This window comes from Mesorhizobium sp. M0019 (genome assembly GCF_040323975.1).
Lineage (GTDB): Bacteria > Pseudomonadota > Alphaproteobacteria > Rhizobiales > Rhizobiaceae > Mesorhizobium.
On record NZ_JAMYVK010000085.1, the window covers coordinates 1 to 14,726 of the forward strand.

The 14,726-nt window shown below is 60.0% G+C and carries 9 protein-coding genes and 6 pseudogenes; 9 read left to right on the forward strand and 6 right to left on the reverse strand.

The window, feature by feature from the left end:
- Positions 1–64: 64 nt before the first annotated feature.
- The 5 genes and pseudogenes from NKK47_RS33435 to NKK47_RS33460 form a co-directional block, all read right to left on the reverse strand.
- A pseudogene (locus tag NKK47_RS33435) lies at positions 65–765 on the reverse strand (IS630 family transposase); the annotation flags it as partial.
- 96 nt (positions 766–861) lie between these two features.
- A pseudogene (locus tag NKK47_RS33440) lies at positions 862–1,074 on the reverse strand (transposase); the annotation flags it as partial.
- A 108-nt stretch (positions 1,075–1,182) separates the two neighbouring features.
- A pseudogene (locus NKK47_RS33445) lies at positions 1,183–1,331 on the reverse strand (FAD-dependent oxidoreductase); the annotation flags it as partial.
- A 207-nt stretch (positions 1,332–1,538) separates the two neighbouring features.
- Positions 1,539–2,348: pseudogene (locus tag NKK47_RS33450) on the reverse strand (aminotransferase class I/II-fold pyridoxal phosphate-dependent enzyme).
- Positions 2,349–2,818: 470 nt separating this feature from the next.
- Complete coding sequence (locus NKK47_RS33460) at positions 2,819–3,685, reverse strand: aminotransferase class IV (protein ID WP_352579728.1); 867 nt, start codon at positions 3,683–3,685, stop codon at positions 2,819–2,821.
- A gap of 1,056 nt (positions 3,686–4,741) precedes the next feature.
- Here NKK47_RS33460 and NKK47_RS33465 point away from each other — a divergent pair.
- From NKK47_RS33465 to NKK47_RS33500, 8 genes are all read left to right on the forward strand, one after another.
- Positions 4,742–6,337, forward strand: a complete 1,596-nt coding sequence (locus NKK47_RS33465) for an ABC transporter substrate-binding protein (protein WP_352579729.1) — start codon at positions 4,742–4,744, stop codon at positions 6,335–6,337.
- The gene (locus NKK47_RS33470) at positions 6,337–7,278 is read left to right on the forward strand and encodes an ABC transporter permease (protein ID WP_352579730.1); all 942 of its coding nucleotides are present in this window, start codon (positions 6,337–6,339) and stop codon (positions 7,276–7,278) included. Before NKK47_RS33465 ends, NKK47_RS33470 begins: the two co-directional genes overlap by 1 nt.
- Before the next feature lies 1 nt (position 7,279).
- Positions 7,280–8,161 carry an ABC transporter permease gene (locus tag NKK47_RS33475; RefSeq protein ID WP_352579731.1) on the forward strand — a complete coding sequence of 294 codons (882 nt, stop codon included), beginning with the start codon at positions 7,280–7,282 and terminating at the stop codon, positions 8,159–8,161.
- Position 8,162: 1 nt separating this feature from the next.
- Positions 8,163–9,170: an ABC transporter ATP-binding protein gene (locus tag NKK47_RS33480; RefSeq protein WP_352579736.1), complete on the forward strand. Its 1,008-nt coding sequence runs from the start codon at positions 8,163–8,165 to the stop codon at positions 9,168–9,170.
- A complete protein-coding gene (locus NKK47_RS33485) occupies positions 9,167–10,240 on the forward strand; it encodes an ABC transporter ATP-binding protein (protein WP_352579732.1) in 1,074 nt (357 codons plus the stop codon). Before NKK47_RS33480 ends, NKK47_RS33485 begins: the two co-directional genes overlap by 4 nt.
- A gap of 38 nt (positions 10,241–10,278) precedes the next feature.
- Positions 10,279–11,670: a CapA family protein gene (locus NKK47_RS33490; RefSeq protein ID WP_352579733.1), complete on the forward strand. Its 1,392-nt coding sequence runs from the start codon at positions 10,279–10,281 to the stop codon at positions 11,668–11,670.
- A gap of 140 nt (positions 11,671–11,810) precedes the next feature.
- Positions 11,811–13,289 carry a M81 family metallopeptidase gene (locus NKK47_RS33495; protein WP_352579734.1) on the forward strand — a complete coding sequence of 493 codons (1,479 nt, stop codon included), beginning with the start codon at positions 11,811–11,813 and terminating at the stop codon, positions 13,287–13,289.
- 316 nt (positions 13,290–13,605) lie between these two features.
- Entirely contained in the window at positions 13,606–14,034 is a 429-nt protein-coding gene (locus NKK47_RS33500) for a serine hydrolase domain-containing protein (RefSeq protein ID WP_352579735.1), read from the forward strand.
- A gap of 136 nt (positions 14,035–14,170) precedes the next feature.
- On the opposite strand, the pseudogene NKK47_RS33505 reads toward NKK47_RS33500, so the two are convergent.
- Positions 14,171–14,410: pseudogene (locus tag NKK47_RS33505) on the reverse strand (transposase); the annotation flags it as partial.
- A gap of 75 nt (positions 14,411–14,485) precedes the next feature.
- On the opposite strand from NKK47_RS33505, the pseudogene NKK47_RS33510 reads away from it, so the two are divergent.
- A pseudogene (locus NKK47_RS33510) lies at positions 14,486–14,726 on the forward strand (IS110 family transposase); the annotation flags it as partial.

Below are 14,726 nucleotides of genomic sequence, written 5' to 3' on the forward strand. Positions count from 1 at the left end.
CATGTCAGCACCCGACCACGCTCCTCATTCTTCATATAAGATTCTTCTTGCGCTGACGGGGGCGTCCACACATGTCCATGACGACGATGTCGCCTGGCTTGAGGGTTGGGACGAGAACCTTGTCGACATAGAGTTGGAAACGCTCGCCGTTGATCGGTCCGTCGATCAGCCATGGCGCATCGACACGGTCATGGCGCAGCGCCGCCAGAAAAGTCATGGTCTTCCAATGGCCGTGCGGCACCTTGGCTTTGATCCTTTCGCCGCGCGGCGCCCATCCCCTGAGCGGCGCCATGTTGGTTTTGGTCCATGTCTCGTCGATGAACACCAGGCGGGAAGGGTCGATACGGTCCTGATACTTTGCCCACTGTGCCCGCCGGCGCGCCACATCCGGGCGATCCTGCTCAGCCGCGATTAGCGTCTTTTTTTGTGACTGAGCTTCTCGGCGTGGACGAACTCCCACACCGAGCGGTAATCGACCTTCAAGCCGCGCTCGGCCAGCTCGATCACAAGACCGCGTAGCGTAAAATCCGCGGCCCGGCAGCGCACCAGCAGCCACTCCCGATGCTCACCGGCAATCTTCTTCGGCCTGTGCCCGCCCATCTTGCCCGGCGCAAGACTGTTCGTTTCGCGCAACCGGCTCACCCATCTGATGACGGTGCTGATACCAACCCCATAGCGCGCCGAGGCTTGCCGCCGCGACAGCCCCTCCCGCTCAACCGACGCAACAACCCGTTCGCGAAGATCCATCGAGTAAGGCTTGCCCATCCATGCTGACCTCCTTGCCCAGCAAGAAGGTTGAATCAGATTTGCCCGCCTAAGGGAATCTCCCGCCGATTCAGCCTCAATTCATCCCGCTCTAACCGCATCGTCATAAAGCCGCCGCTCCGGCCGCGGCGCCGAACGGCCCACCTGCGGTCCGTTGCGCAATAGGCGCATCGCATGCTTCCGGTGAAAGTCGCTCACCGCCACGAACTCATCGAGAATGCGCGACTTCTCTGCCCGCTCGCTTCGCGCGTAGCGCTCCGTTACCGCGCTCACCAGCTCATCCCGCGCCGCCATGCTGACCTGCCTCATCTGATTTGCTCCTGCCATACAAATGCGGGGAGCAAATCAGATGAGGCAACGGCTCAACATCCTGGAACAATTCAGGCGAGGCAATGCGCGCTCGCAGCTTCATTGTCGCGCCGCAGAGAGCTGTCCGCCATTGGCAAATGACGTTTCCATCGCAGCATACCGCTGACGATGTACCGTGGCATCATATCTCGCTCCAAAAGGGCATATGCAGTCGATACATTGGTGATCCCCGCGCCGATGACAACAATCCTGGGCATTTTGGCCTCCGGGCAGAAAAAACGGTGCAGGTCCTGCGGGCGATCATCCAGAGCCAGACGAGCGCTGCCTCGTTCAGGCTAGGCATCAATGTGCAACGAGAGCCCGACAGTAGACTGAACGAGAGTAGGCCATGGTTCCAGAGGTCGACCCGGACTTAACGCCACGACAATCATGACTTCCTCGCGGACATCGACGAAGACGCTCCGTCATGTTCGACACCGGCTGAATCCCAATTCCCTGCCCACCTCTGTGAAGGCCTCGACGGCATGGTCAGATCCACACTCGAATGTGCCGCAGACATCTGCGCGCGAATGCGCGCCTGGCCCTTCGGGACGACGGGGAAGGAGAAATCGACCACATAAATGCCGCGCTGGAGCATCTTCTCAGCCATCTGCCGCATGGCTGTCGTCGACCATGACCATCGCGCCGTATTTCTCGGCCAAATCGCAAACGCCGCCAAGATTGGCGATGATGCCGTCCATGGAACATACACTATCGGTCGCGATCAGGCTGAAGCGGCTCCCCTTGGCCTTCTTCAGCTCATTTTCCAGCGCTTCCATGTCATTGTTGGCGGAGCGGAAGCGTCTGGCCTTCGACAGACGCACGCCGTCAATGATCGAGGCGTGGTTTAGCGCATCGGAAACAATGGCGTCTTCCTCGCCGAGCAGCGTCTCGACCGGCATTGGCGTCATAGGATGAATAGAGGATCGCATGTTCCATATTGAGGAATGAGGAGATGCGCGCCTCGAGTTGCTTGTGCTCTTCCTGAGTGCCGCAGATGAAGCGGACCGACGCCAGGCCGTATCCATAGCTGTCGAGCGCAGCCTTAGCTGCCTTCCGCAGATCTTCATTTGTCGGCGAGACCGAGATAGTTGTTGGCGCAGAAATTCAGGACCTTGCTCGAGTTCGATCTCGGATGACTGCGTCGAGGTGATGACGCGCTCGGATTTGTAGAGCCCCGCGGATTTCAAGCCAGTCAGTTCCGCTGACAAATGGGCAATAAAAGCGCTTTTCATCGGCAACTTCGCAGGAATGGCGTCGAGTACGCCCGACACAAGTACATGACCAGTGAAGACTGGACGCTCATCATCAAGTGGTAAGGGGTGTCGATTCGCTCAACCGCAAGCCACGAGGCCAAAGGGCACCTAGAGCTGCGAGCACGTCATATTCACAGGGATTGTGACATCGAGCAAACCGGCGTCACCGTTTCGCGGATAGGTCGGTCCCCTCGTTGAGATAAGCGTCCTCGGCGCGCAGCGCGACTCGGTGACGCAGAAAGTTGTCGCGCCGTCGCGGATCGCGCCCGTCTTACGACTGCTGGAATCGCCGCAGCAGGAGATGTCTGCGTGTATCGTCCACAACACCAAATCCAAGGCGTCTTCCCGCCGAAGCGCGCCTGCTTGAATTTCGGGACCTTGCGTGACGACAGTCAATTTCATCGTCACGAAGATGCTCGCAAAGTTGCCGTCGCATGCCTCATCTCCGATTATGGGTAGATAACAGCAGTTGACCATGCCGGATCATCGTGCATTCGCCAGTAGAGATCCATGAGTCTGCGGGTGATAGACCCCACCTCCCCATTAGAGATAACGGCGTCGTCGATACGCGTCACGGGCATAATTCCACCGGCAGTCGAGGTGATGAACACCTCTTCGGCCGCTTTGATCTCAGCACGACTAATGTCAGCAGCCGTGGCCGACAGCCCAATCTCGGCGCAAATGTCGAACACAGTCCTGCGCGTGATGCCCGGCAACACCCCAAAAGCGGGTGTCCGCAAGGATCCGTCCTTGACAACGAACACATTGAAGCCGGGCCCCTCCGCAATGTGTCCGTTCATATCTACTATTAGCGCTGTGTCCGCTCCCATGTCGTAGGCGTCGAAAAGGCCCTTCACGAGATCGAGCCAGTGATAGTTCTTGATGGCGGGATCGACCGATTTAGGCGGGATGCGGACAGTCTCGCTGATCGCGACGTGCAAACCTCTTTCCAGCTGCTCTTTGTTGGCGACTGATCCAAAGGGCACCGCAAACGCGATGAAGCGGTTTTCCGCTTGGCGAGGATCGCGGCTGAATGTCGGCGACGAACCCCGCGTGCAGATCATCTCCACGTACGCCGATTTGTGCCCCGACAAAGCGACACAATTTCTCAGGATCGACTCTATTTTCTCGCGATTATAGGGCAACCTCATTCGCAGCCGTTCCACGCCCCCGAGGAAGCGATCAAGGTGCAAATCCAACCGGAAGAACCTGCCATTCCAGACGTGCACCGTGTCATACGTGGCGTCGGAGTGCAGGAAACCCCAATCGAGCACGGAGATTTTGGCCTCGGACATCGGCAGGTATTGCCCATCCATGAAAGCGACCCCACGCGGGTAGCGGCATCGGTCCACGTGATGCTCGTCGAGAGTAGGAATCGCAGGTAAGGGCTGTGTCATTTCTATCTTTCGGTCGCTTAGTCGGGCTCGTCTGGGCAATTGACGAGCCTTCTTAATGAGGTTGCGCTGGCAGCTTAGGCCGGAAGCTTGGCATCGCTGGTTGCACCGGTAATGTTGACGTGGAAAACGCGATGTTGGGCACCAAATTCAAACGATCAGCGACCCGCAACGGTCACTTGTCGGGATGAAGTGAAATGGTTCTATCAGCCGCCCTAACCGTGGGCCCTGCTGAGCTGACGCAAACGGGAGCCGGGCTCAGCGGCGAACTCGTTGTAAGAACAGCGCGTCGGCTGAGGCGTGTTCCTCAGACAATGATAGGCCCGTTTTGGAGCGATAATCATGCCGGCAACACGTTTCCCGAACGGGTCGCATCGTCGAGCGTAGGGTCCCATGTCCGGTGTTCAACCACATTCCAAACTTATGCGTCCGGTTACAAAAGGCACATCCGAGGGTGTCGTTGGTCTAAGGCTCGAATGGTCTGCGTGAGGGAACCGACTCTCGTATTGCGCAATATGGCCTGGCACCCACGTTCAACCCTGCCGCCGCATCAGCTCTGCACCCCTTCCTGGCCGCCTCGAGCGCCCTGCGACCAAGAAATGGACTGTTTTTCGGTGGCAAGATTTACGATCTGGGACTAGTACCGACGACAGACAGAGAGATCGAATGAATGAGCCATGGGGCAGCGGACGCGTAGCGGCTCGTGGGGGCGAAACCGGGTGGACTGCCGCGTGCAGCCCGAGGAGGCCGGAACATTTCAAACGCGCCAGTTTCTGCAGCCCATGTTTCAGCAGTCGACGCATTTTGGCATAAACGATCCTGCTCCCGGTACTACTGTTTGGAACAGGCCATCCCCGGTGGGGTCATTCGTTGGAAAACGATCGCTCCTTCTTTGAGGGCGAACGCCTTGCTCGTGGTATCGGCAGAATCAATAGGCTCGGATAAACCGGGCCAGTGGCTCAAAAGGGGAATTGGAAAATGACGATTTCAAGACGCGAGCTTATCAAGGCGGGCTTGGCTGCTGGGGCGGCTCTATCGGTCCCTTCCGTCCTGCGAGCGCAAACATCGCCGACCCCCGACCGGACAGTCCGCATGGTGATAGAAAATCTCAGTGCGCTCGATCCGGTCGTTTCAACGTCTGACGGCACTTTTACCCATGCGTTCGCGATATACGACACATTGTTCGGGGTCGATTTCAATTTCGTGCCGCATCCGCAGATGGTCGGCAAGTGGGACATTTCCGACGACAAGAAGACCTATGCGTTCGAGCTTCGCGATGGTCTGGGGTGGCACGATGGCACCCCTGTCACAGCGGCGGATTGTGTGGCCTCGATCCGTCGCTGGGGCCAAGTTGCTCCCGGCGGGCAGTTGCTCATGGCGCGGGCAAAGGACATCTCGAAAAAGGGTGACAGGACCTTCACAATAGCGCTGAAGGAGCCGCTGGGGGTTCTGCTCGACATCCTGGCTTTCCAAGGGCCATTCATCATGCGTGAGAAGGACGCGAGTCTTTCTCCAACAGAGCAGGTGACGGGGAATATCGGATCGGGCCCCCTCAAGTTCAATCATGCTCTTGCCAAGCCGGGCGCGAGCTTCACCTACGATCGCAATGACGAATACGTGCCACGTAGCGAGCCTGCGGACGGATTGGCCGGCGGGAAGGTCATGAAGGTCGACCGCATCATTTGGGAGAATATTAGCGATCAGCAGACTGCCGTCGCGGCCTTGCAAGCGGGTGAGATTGATTTCATTAGGTCCCCCCCCACCGATCTTTTCCCAGTCATTGAGAGCGATCCCAACCTTGAACTCCAAGTTCTCGACAAGACCGGCTACGACATGTTCGTGCGCATGAACTGTCTGCAAAAGCCGTTTGACAACGTGAAGGCACGCCAAGCGATGCTGCACTTAATCGATCAAGAGGCTGTGTCGCGCGCCGCCTACAGCGACCCGAAATACTTCCGCACCGTCACTTCGATGTTTGGAAACGGAACGCCGGTGTCTAATGACGAAAACACGGGATGGTTCAAAAAGGGGGGCGACCCCGAAAAGGCCAGGGAACTGTTCAAGGAGGCCGGATATGCCGGCGAGAAGGTCGTCATCCTGCAGCCGACGGATTGGGCGGAGGCAAGCAATGCCTCTCAGGTTGTAGCAGCCGCATTGCGGAAGATTGGGGTGAATGCCGAACTTGCGCCGAGCGACTGGGGCGGGCTCGCCACGCGCCGCGCGAACAAGGGCCCCGTTGAGGACGGCGGCTGGAACATCTTCATAACTACCGAACCTGAAGCGATCCTCGGTGCTGTTATCGCCGACGTCACCCTGCCCATGAATGGCGAAAAAGCGTGGTTCGGCTGGCCGCAGAACGACGAATATGAGGCTCTTCGGACCAAATGGGCGGATGTCGAAACGCTCGAAGAGCGCAAGGTACTGGCCCGCAAGATGCAGCGGATATGGTGGGACTATGTGCCCGAGGTGCTGTTGGGTCAACATGTCTCGCCAATTGCGCGCCGCAAGACGCTCACTGGCCTCATCGGTATGCCGGGGCTCATCCTGATGTGGAACATGCAGAAGGCGATCTAATGGCGGCCTACATTCTACGCAGGTCGATCTCAGCCATCGCCGTCATGGTGATGGTCGGGATGTTCGTCTTCCTGCTTCTCAGGCTGGCGCCCGGCGACCCGGCGGCGATGATCGCCGGCAAGTCGGCCACGGCGGAGATGATCGCCGGCATCCGCGAAAAGTTGGGCTTGAACGATCCGATGCCGGTTCAGTTCATCGGTTGGGTACGCGACATGCTCGGCGGCGATTTCGGCACCTCGATCTTTGCCGGACGACCGGTTCTCGAGCTCATCTCGCAACGGCTTGAACCGACCCTTTCGCTGTCAATCCTGACGATGATCGTTTCGGTGTCGGTCGGGGTCTCTTTCGGTATCCTTGCCGCGTGGCGAACTGGCGGGCTCGTCGACCGCCTCCTCGCGGCCTTTTCGGCACTTGGTTATTCCGTCCCGGTCTTTGTCATCGGCTATTTCCTCATATACTTCTTCGCCATCAAGACACACTGGCTACCGGTCCAGGGATACGCCCCTTTCAACCAGGGCCTCGGGCCTTGGTTTGTGCACCTGGTCCTGCCCACAGTGGCGTTAAGTCTTGGCTACATCGCATTCATCGCCCGGGTTACGCGGGCGAGCATGCTCGAGGTCCTGTCGGAAGACTATATGCGGACGGCCGCTGCCAAGGGCGCTTCGTCCTATGCCATGCTTTTCCACCATGCCTTGAAGAATGCCGGCGTCCCGATCCTCACGGTGATCGGCATAAGCTTCGCCTATCTGATCGGCGGCGTCGTCCTCACGGAAACGGTGTTCAACATACCCGGTATCGGTCGTCTGGTCGTGGATGCGATCAACAACCGCGACTATCCCATCATTCAGAGCGTGCTCATCCTGACTTCGGGTCTGTACGTCTTTATCAACCTCACGGTCGATCTTGCCTACACGCTGATCGATCCCCGCATCCGGTACTGACATGTCCCTGCTCTCCGCACCAGCTGAAGCTGTGCCGGTGGGTCGGCTGCGGCTATCCGATGTTCCCCGTACGGCAAGGCGGCACCCGCTGGTCCTGATCGGCGGCGGCCTCCTGGCGCTCCTGATCATGCTGGCGATCGCTGTCCCATTTTACGCCGGGGATCCAGTGAACATGGATCCGTTCAAGCGCCTGCAGCCGCCTTCCGCCGAGATGTGGTTCGGGAGCGACAATCTGGGCCGGGACGTCTTTGCACGCACGATCTTCGGCGCCCGCATCTCCCTCATGGTCGGGCTGCTGTCGGCGGCGTGCGCAGCTCTTGCGGGGCTGCTGATCGGTGTCATCGCCGGCTACAGCCGCAGCTTTGACAACGTGGTCATGCGGGTCATGGACGGCCTGATGTCGATCCCGACGATTCTGCTGGCGATTGCGCTCATTTCTCTGACAGGGCCCGGCATCGGCATCCTCATCGTCGCCATCGCGATCCCTGAGACGCCGGCCGTCGCGCGGCTGGTTCGCTCGGTGGTTCTGGGAGTTCGCGAGCGTCCCTATGTGGAGGCCGCGCTCTGCGGCGGTGCGCGCCTGCCCAAGGTGCTGTGGCGGCATATCCTGCCGAGTACCATTCCTGCGCTGATGGTCCAGAGCGCCACTGTCTGCGCCAGCGCGATCCTGACGGAGGCGGGGCTGAGCTTCCTTGGGGTGGGCGTGCCGCCGGAGATTCCGAGTTGGGGCAACATGATCGCCAACTCCCGCCTTTATCTCGCCATCGCTCCCATGACGATTTTCGCGCCCGGTATCTGCCTTGCCTTCACGGTCCTTGCCGTCAACCTGCTTGGTGACGGCCTGCGCGACCTGTTCGATCCCCGCGCCAAGCGGAGGCGCTAACATGCAAATGCATCAAACGCCAGGGAACGACGTGCTGCTCGAAGTCCGAGACCTTGAGACGCATTTTTACGGCGAAGAGACCGTCACCCGCGCCCTGGGCGGCATCAGCTTCCAGGTCAAGAAAGGCGAAACGCTCGGTGTGGTCGGCGAATCTGGATGCGGGAAGAGCGTCACCGCTCTCTCGATCCTTCGCCTGCTGCCGAAGCTGTCCGCCAGGACTGTCGGCGGCGAGGTCCGCTTTCACGGACGCGACTTGCTTGAGTTGTCCGATCGGGAGATGCGACAGATCCGCGGCGACCAGATCGCCATGATCTTCCAGGAGCCGATGACGAGCCTGAACCCGGTCTATACGGTCGGCCACCAGATCGCCGAGGCGGTGCAGATGCACACCAAGGCCTCACGGTCAGTGGCCATGGAAAAGGCCGAAGAGATGCTCCGTCTCGTCCGCATCGCTGACCCCGAGCATCGCGTGAACAACTATCCCCACGAAATGTCAGGCGGCATGCGCCAGCGCGCCATGATCGCCATGGCTCTTGCCTGCTCGCCGGAATTATTGATCGCCGACGAGCCGACCACAGCGCTCGACGTCACCATCCAGGCGCAGATCTTGCGGCTCATTGTCGATCTGAAAGAGCGCACGGGAACGGCCGTCATGTTCATCACGCATGATCTTGGCGTCGTAGCCGAGACATGCCAACGCGTGATCGTGATGTATGCTGGCCGCATCGCTGAGCAGGCGACCGTAATCGATCTGTTCGCGCGCCCCACGCATCCCTACACCCAGGGCCTGATGCGATCGGTGCCTGATCCGCGGCGCGGCCGTCAGCGCCGCCTTCCGGAAATCCCCGGCATCGTGCCAAGCCTGCGCGAGCCCATTGTGGGCTGCAGCTTTGCGCCTCGCTGCCCGTTCGCGATCGATATTTGCCGCGAGAAGACCCCCATCCTGCGTGATGTCAGGCCGGGCCACGCCGCAGCTTGCTGGCGCGCCGAAGAGGTGATGGGCGCATGAGTGGTCCTCTGCTGAAAGTCGAGAATCTGACCAAGCATTATCCGCTCGGTGCGGGAATCTTCAAGAAAAGCATTCCAGTGATCCGGGCGGTGGAGGATGTATCCTTTTCTGTCGAGGCGGGCGAGACACTCTGCATCGTCGGCGAATCCGGCTGCGGCAAGTCGACTGTCGCGCGGCTCTTGATGCGGCTGGTGGAGCCGACGGGTGGGCGCGTGCTGATCGACGGGACCGATATTGCGGGCCTCAAGAAGGACGCGCTTCACGCGTGGCGCCGTCGGATGCAGATGGTCTTCCAGGATCCTTACTCGTCGCTGAACCCGCGCCTTACCGCTGGACAGATCATCACCGAACCTGTCGAGAATTTCGAGCGCCTTAGCCGGAAGCAGCGCCAGGCACTCGCCGCGGACCTTCTCCGAAAGGTCGGGATGTCGCCCGAGATGATGAACAGGCTTCCGTCTGAGTTGTCGGGCGGTCAGCGCCAGCGGCTCGGCATTGCACGGGCGCTGTCGCTCAAGCCCTCGCTCATTATCGCCGACGAAGCAGTCTCGGCCCTGGATGTCTCCGTGCAGGCACAGATCTTGAATCTGCTTCTGGATCTCCAGCAGCAGATGGGCATCGCCTTCGTCTTCATCTCGCATGACCTCGGCGTCGTGGAGCATATCGCGCATCGCGTAGCGGTCATGTATCTGGGCCGGATCGTGGAACTCGCCCCATGCGAGGCGCTCTTCGCCAAGCCGGTCCACCCTTACACCGAGGCGCTGATCGCAGCGGCTCCAATCCCGGATCCCACCCGAGCTCGGCTAGACGTGCCCGTCGAGGGCGAGGTGCCAAGCCCCATCAATCCGCCGAGCGGATGCGCGTTCCATCCACGCTGTCCGCTCGCGGTCGAGCGCTGCCGCATCGAAGTGCCGCCTTTGGTGCCAATGCCAGACGGGCACGTCGTGGCCTGTCATGTGCGCGCTCCGGCCACAGAACTCCGGGGCCAGCCTGCTGCGGCGGGCGATCATTCGCCTGCTCATGTGGCTCAGCCTGATGATCCGGCCCTAAGGCATCGGAAAACGCAAGTATAGCGGCAGAAAATGCAAATTCGTGAAAAGCAGGAGATCAAATGGAGCGAGATTCGTACGAAAATGGAAGCCGTCCGATCCAGCACGATGGTGGCTTTGACACGGTCGGTTCAATTGCCACGAACGTTGAAGACGGCTTTACAATGGCAGCAGTTGGCGACCTCCTTTTGGCGCGACCAGTGACCAAGGGCCGACATGCTGGGTTCGACGACCTCGTCAAGATCCTGCATGATGCCGATGTCACATTCGGCAACATGGAAACCAACATCTTGAATGTTCGGTCTAAAGGATGCCCGCAGGCTGAGTACGGCGGTGCGTATTGCATCAGCGCTCCGGAGCTGGGACCTGACTTGAAGGCGATGGGCTTCAATATGGTTAGTCGCGCTAATAACCATACACTCGACTGGGGCGTTGAAGGCATGCGTGAAACGAGCCGCGCGCTTGATGAGAACGGCATTATTCATGCAGGCGCAGGCGAAAATCTCGCACAGGCGGGCGCAGCACGCTTCCTGGAAACCGCTCGCGGTCGCGTGGCGTTAGTGTCATTTGCTGCATCATTCATGCCTATGGCTCGCGCGTGCGATCCCGCTGGCGAGGCGCCAGGCAGACCGGGTCTTAACGCCCTTCGTTTGGACAAAAGCGTTGTGCTCGCGCCGGAAATGCTCGAAAGCCTGAGGCAAGTACGGGCAGCGTTGCCAAACTACAATTCTGCGAGACAGGATAAAAGCGTGGTGATACTTGAAGGGGTTACATATAGAACGGGTGAGAAAGCAGCTTATAGCTTCGAAGCTAGCCCAAGCGATGTCACCGAGATCTTGCGTAATGTTCGCCAAGGCAAGCAGTTCTCCGACTTCTGCATCGTCACGAACCATGGGCACACGCCCGGCAACTGGAGCTCAGAGCCGCCTGACTACGAACAATCATTCGCCCGCACGCTTATTGAAGCAGGAGCGGACGCATACGTTGGACACGGGCCACATCAATTGCGGGGCATCGAAATCTACAAAGGGCGGCCTATCTTTTATAGCTTGGGAAATTTCTTCTGTGAGGACCTCCGAACGCCGGTGGGCGCTGACATGTTTGCCGTTTACGGCAAGGACCCGAAAGTTCACACGGATGCGGAAGTAACGATTGACGAAGTTTTTAAAGGATATCCATCGCCGGAAGGTTTCGTGGAAGAACTCCATGACCCCATCTACTATGAGAGCGTTGTCTCAGTCAGTCGCTATGAGGGGAACCAACTTGCTGAATTGCGCCTCTATCCAATCGAGCTCGGTCACTCGAAGAGGTTTGCCAATAGGGGCGTGCCGCGTCTCGCTCCTGCACCGCAAGCAAAAGCCATTCTGGAGCGCCTACAGAAACTCTCGGAGCCATTTGGCACTCATATCGAGATCGTGAACGGTGTTGGATCGATACGTCTGCAGCCCACTTAGTCCCAACGTGCCTTACGCTCTGCCCATCGGGGCGGCGCTCGACCATTGGTGTTCGCCATGACCGCCGGCCTCTAATAAGCGATCGACCATCGTCCCGTACCCCAACTGCTGCGCCATCCCTTTGCTATCCGGACGTTCCAATGAACTACCGCATCCTCACTGGCGAAATCGAACATGAGGCAAACACCTTCAGCAAGGTGCCGACTACGCTTGAGCATTTTCGATTCGGCGCCTTGCTGCTGGGCGACGAGATTCCGCCGGCGCGGCGGGGCACACGCACCGCGGTGGGCGCGGCGTTCGAGGCGGCGGAGAAATTCGGCTGGACCCTCTCTCATCCGCTCGTAGCTAGCGCCACCCCTGGAGGCATGGTGACGAAGGAAACTTTTGAGCAGCTCTGCGCCTGGTTCCTTGCAGGCGCCGAGGGCTGCGATGGCGCGCTCATCAACCTGCACGGTGCGATGGTCGCTGTGGGCTGCGAGGACGCAGAAGGCGAGATCCTCGCCCGGTTGCGCGCGAACCTCGGCCCCGACGCGCCGATCGTCGTCACGCTCGACCTGCACGCCAACGTCACTCAGAAGATGGCGACGAACGCCTCGGCGCTGATCGCCGTGCGCACCTATCCTCATATCGACTACTATGAACGCGCTTGGCAAGGGGCCAAGCTGCTCGACCGTGCCATTCGCGGCGAGATCCGTCCGCGCACTGTCATTGCCAAACGCCCGATGCTGCGCGGTCTCGATTACGGGCGCACCGAGGTAGGCCCCATGCGCGAACTGATCGACCGCGGCGAGGCGCTGGAACACTCTGGCAAAGCGCTAGCGGTCAGCGTCTGCGCCGGGTTCTCTCGGAGCGACATTTACGACGTCGGGCCTAGCGTCACCGTCACCGCCGATGGCGACGCCACGGAGGCGCAGCGCATCGCCGAGGAATTCATGGATTATGCGTGGCAGACACGCGAGTTTACCTCCGACCTCGGGGGTAGCATCAGTATCACCGAGGCGGTGCAACGCGCCAAGTCGGGCGAGGCTGGCGCCGACAAGCCTCTGGTGCTCGCTGATTTCAGCGACAACCCCGGCGGTGGTTATTACGGCGACGCGACGAACCTGCTGCGCGCAATGATGGCGACAGACCTCCAGAACGCGGCCTTCCATGCGATCTTCGATCCGGCGGCCGTGCAGGCGGGCATCGCTATCGGCGTCGGCAACAAGGGGTGCATCCAACTCGGCGGCAAGTACGCGCCCGAGACGGGCGGAGGGCCGCTTGAGGTCGAGGCGCAGATTGTCTCCATAACCGACGGCCGCTTCCGCTGCTATGGACCCATGGGCGGAGGGGCATGGCGCAACTACGGGTCGAGCCTGATGCTGCGCGTGGGCGGCATCGAAGTTGTGGTAACTTCGGGGAACGACCAAGCGACCGACTTGGCCCAGCTTACCTCGCTCGGTATCGACCCACTTCACTGTGCAACCATAGCAGTGAAGTCCTATCATCATTTCCGTGCGGCGTTCGAGCCGATCGCGCGCGAGATGATCAGGGTCGACGGCGGCGGGATGGAAACCGCCGCCCCAGACTACCGCCATGTCCGCCGCCCGATTTGGCCGCTTGACGACATCAAGCTTTAGACGCCTGCCGAAAACGCCCTGAGCAACCAGACGGAAATTTGTCGTGACCCTGAACTGCGCCATTTTTCGGTAACCTAAATCTAGGGAGGAGAGCGTATCGTGGGCATGCTCGAGTTTAATGGACAGCGCTACCTCGACGGCCGCGCGTCCGATCCCAATGAGCTCGGCTGGATGCGCGGTGCGCCGCCACCGGCGGACAAGCGCATCACCCTCGAAAGCGACGCTTTTCTCAATTTCCGCAGCTGCGCTGGTCGATGTCGCACATGCGCGAGCTTGTGCCGACGGTCACCCTGTGGCGGGGCGGGGCGGGCCTGCGTTGCTCGATCGCAGCGAAAAGACCACCGACATCGACGCGCTCACCTTCGTCGACGCGGAGGGGCGCGTGCGCCGGTTCGACGAGGCCCTTTACGACTCCTACACGGATGGGATTGTGGTGCTGCATCGTGGGCGCGTCGTCTACGAGCGCTATTTTGGCGCGTTCGAGCCGCACCTGCCGCATGCGCTGCACTCGGTTACGAAGTCATATGCGGGTACGCTCGCCGTGGCCGATTCGAAGGTGCTCGCGTACTATCTGCCAGAACTCCGCGGCAGCGCATTCGAAGACGCGACGCTGCGCCAGGTGATGGACATGCAGACGGGCCTCGATTATAGCGAGGTCTACGAAGATGGCGCTCCAGTTTCTGGGCGCATGCACGCCTGCGGCTGGCGACCCCGCCGGTTGGCGACAGTGGTCGGCAAACTTTGAGCGACTACTTGTGCACCATTCGCAAGGATGGCCCGCACGGCAGATCCTTTAAGTACATGACCGCAAACACCGATGCCGTGGCTTGGGTGATGAGCCGCGTGACAGAACGATCGTTCGAGCAGCTGCTGCATGAACATCCTGCGGCTTTGAAGTAGTTGGCACATTCGGCTGGGGTGAAGAGGTCGACGACCGCGCCGACCGCGTCTCAGAGAGCCTTGATGGTTCTCTCGGCCTTTGCTCGCAGCAGCGCCTTGAGTTTGGCGAAGGCGTTCTCAATCGGATTGAAGTCGGGACTGTAGGGCGGCAAGTAGAGCAGGCTCGCGCCTGCGGCCTCAATCGCGTCGCGCACGCCGGCGGCCTTGTGGGCGGGCAGGTTGATGGGGTGGACGCCCCCTGACGGCATCGCTGTGCCAAAGTGGTGTCGTTGATCATCACTTGAACGGAGGCGTCCATGTCGGAAGTTAGCATGATCGGGTTGGATCTAGCGAAGAACGTGTTCCAGGTGCATGGTGCAGATGCATCGGGAGCTATCCTGTTTAGAAAGAAGCTTCGCCGCGATCAGATGCTTAAATTCTTTGATGCGCAGCCGGCTTGCACGGTTGCCATGGAGGCCTGCGGCAGCAGCCATTACTGGGCGCGGGAGATCACGAAGCTGGGACATAACGTCCGGCTGATCGCTCCGGGCTACGTCA

Excerpts from the sequence above, each read along its gene's own strand:
- NKK47_RS33490 (WP_352579733.1), top strand. The coding sequence starts at position 10,279 with ATGGAGCGAGATTCGTACGAAAATGGAAGCCGTCCGATCCAGCACGAT.
- NKK47_RS33485 (WP_352579732.1), top strand. The coding sequence starts at position 9,167 with ATGAGTGGTCCTCTGCTGAAAGTCGAGAATCTGACCAAGCATTATCCG.
- NKK47_RS33465 (WP_352579729.1), top strand. The coding sequence starts at position 4,742 with ATGACGATTTCAAGACGCGAGCTTATCAAGGCGGGCTTGGCTGCTGGG.
- NKK47_RS33495 (WP_352579734.1), top strand. The coding sequence starts at position 11,811 with ATGAACTACCGCATCCTCACTGGCGAAATCGAACATGAGGCAAACACC.
- NKK47_RS33470 (WP_352579730.1), top strand. The coding sequence starts at position 6,337 with ATGGCGGCCTACATTCTACGCAGGTCGATCTCAGCCATCGCCGTCATG.
- NKK47_RS33475 (WP_352579731.1), top strand. The coding sequence starts at position 7,280 with ATGTCCCTGCTCTCCGCACCAGCTGAAGCTGTGCCGGTGGGTCGGCTG.
- NKK47_RS33480 (WP_352579736.1), top strand. The coding sequence starts at position 8,163 with ATGCAAATGCATCAAACGCCAGGGAACGACGTGCTGCTCGAAGTCCGA.
- NKK47_RS33460 (WP_352579728.1), bottom strand. The coding sequence starts at position 3,685 with ATGGATGGGCAATACCTGCCGATGTCCGAGGCCAAAATCTCCGTGCTC.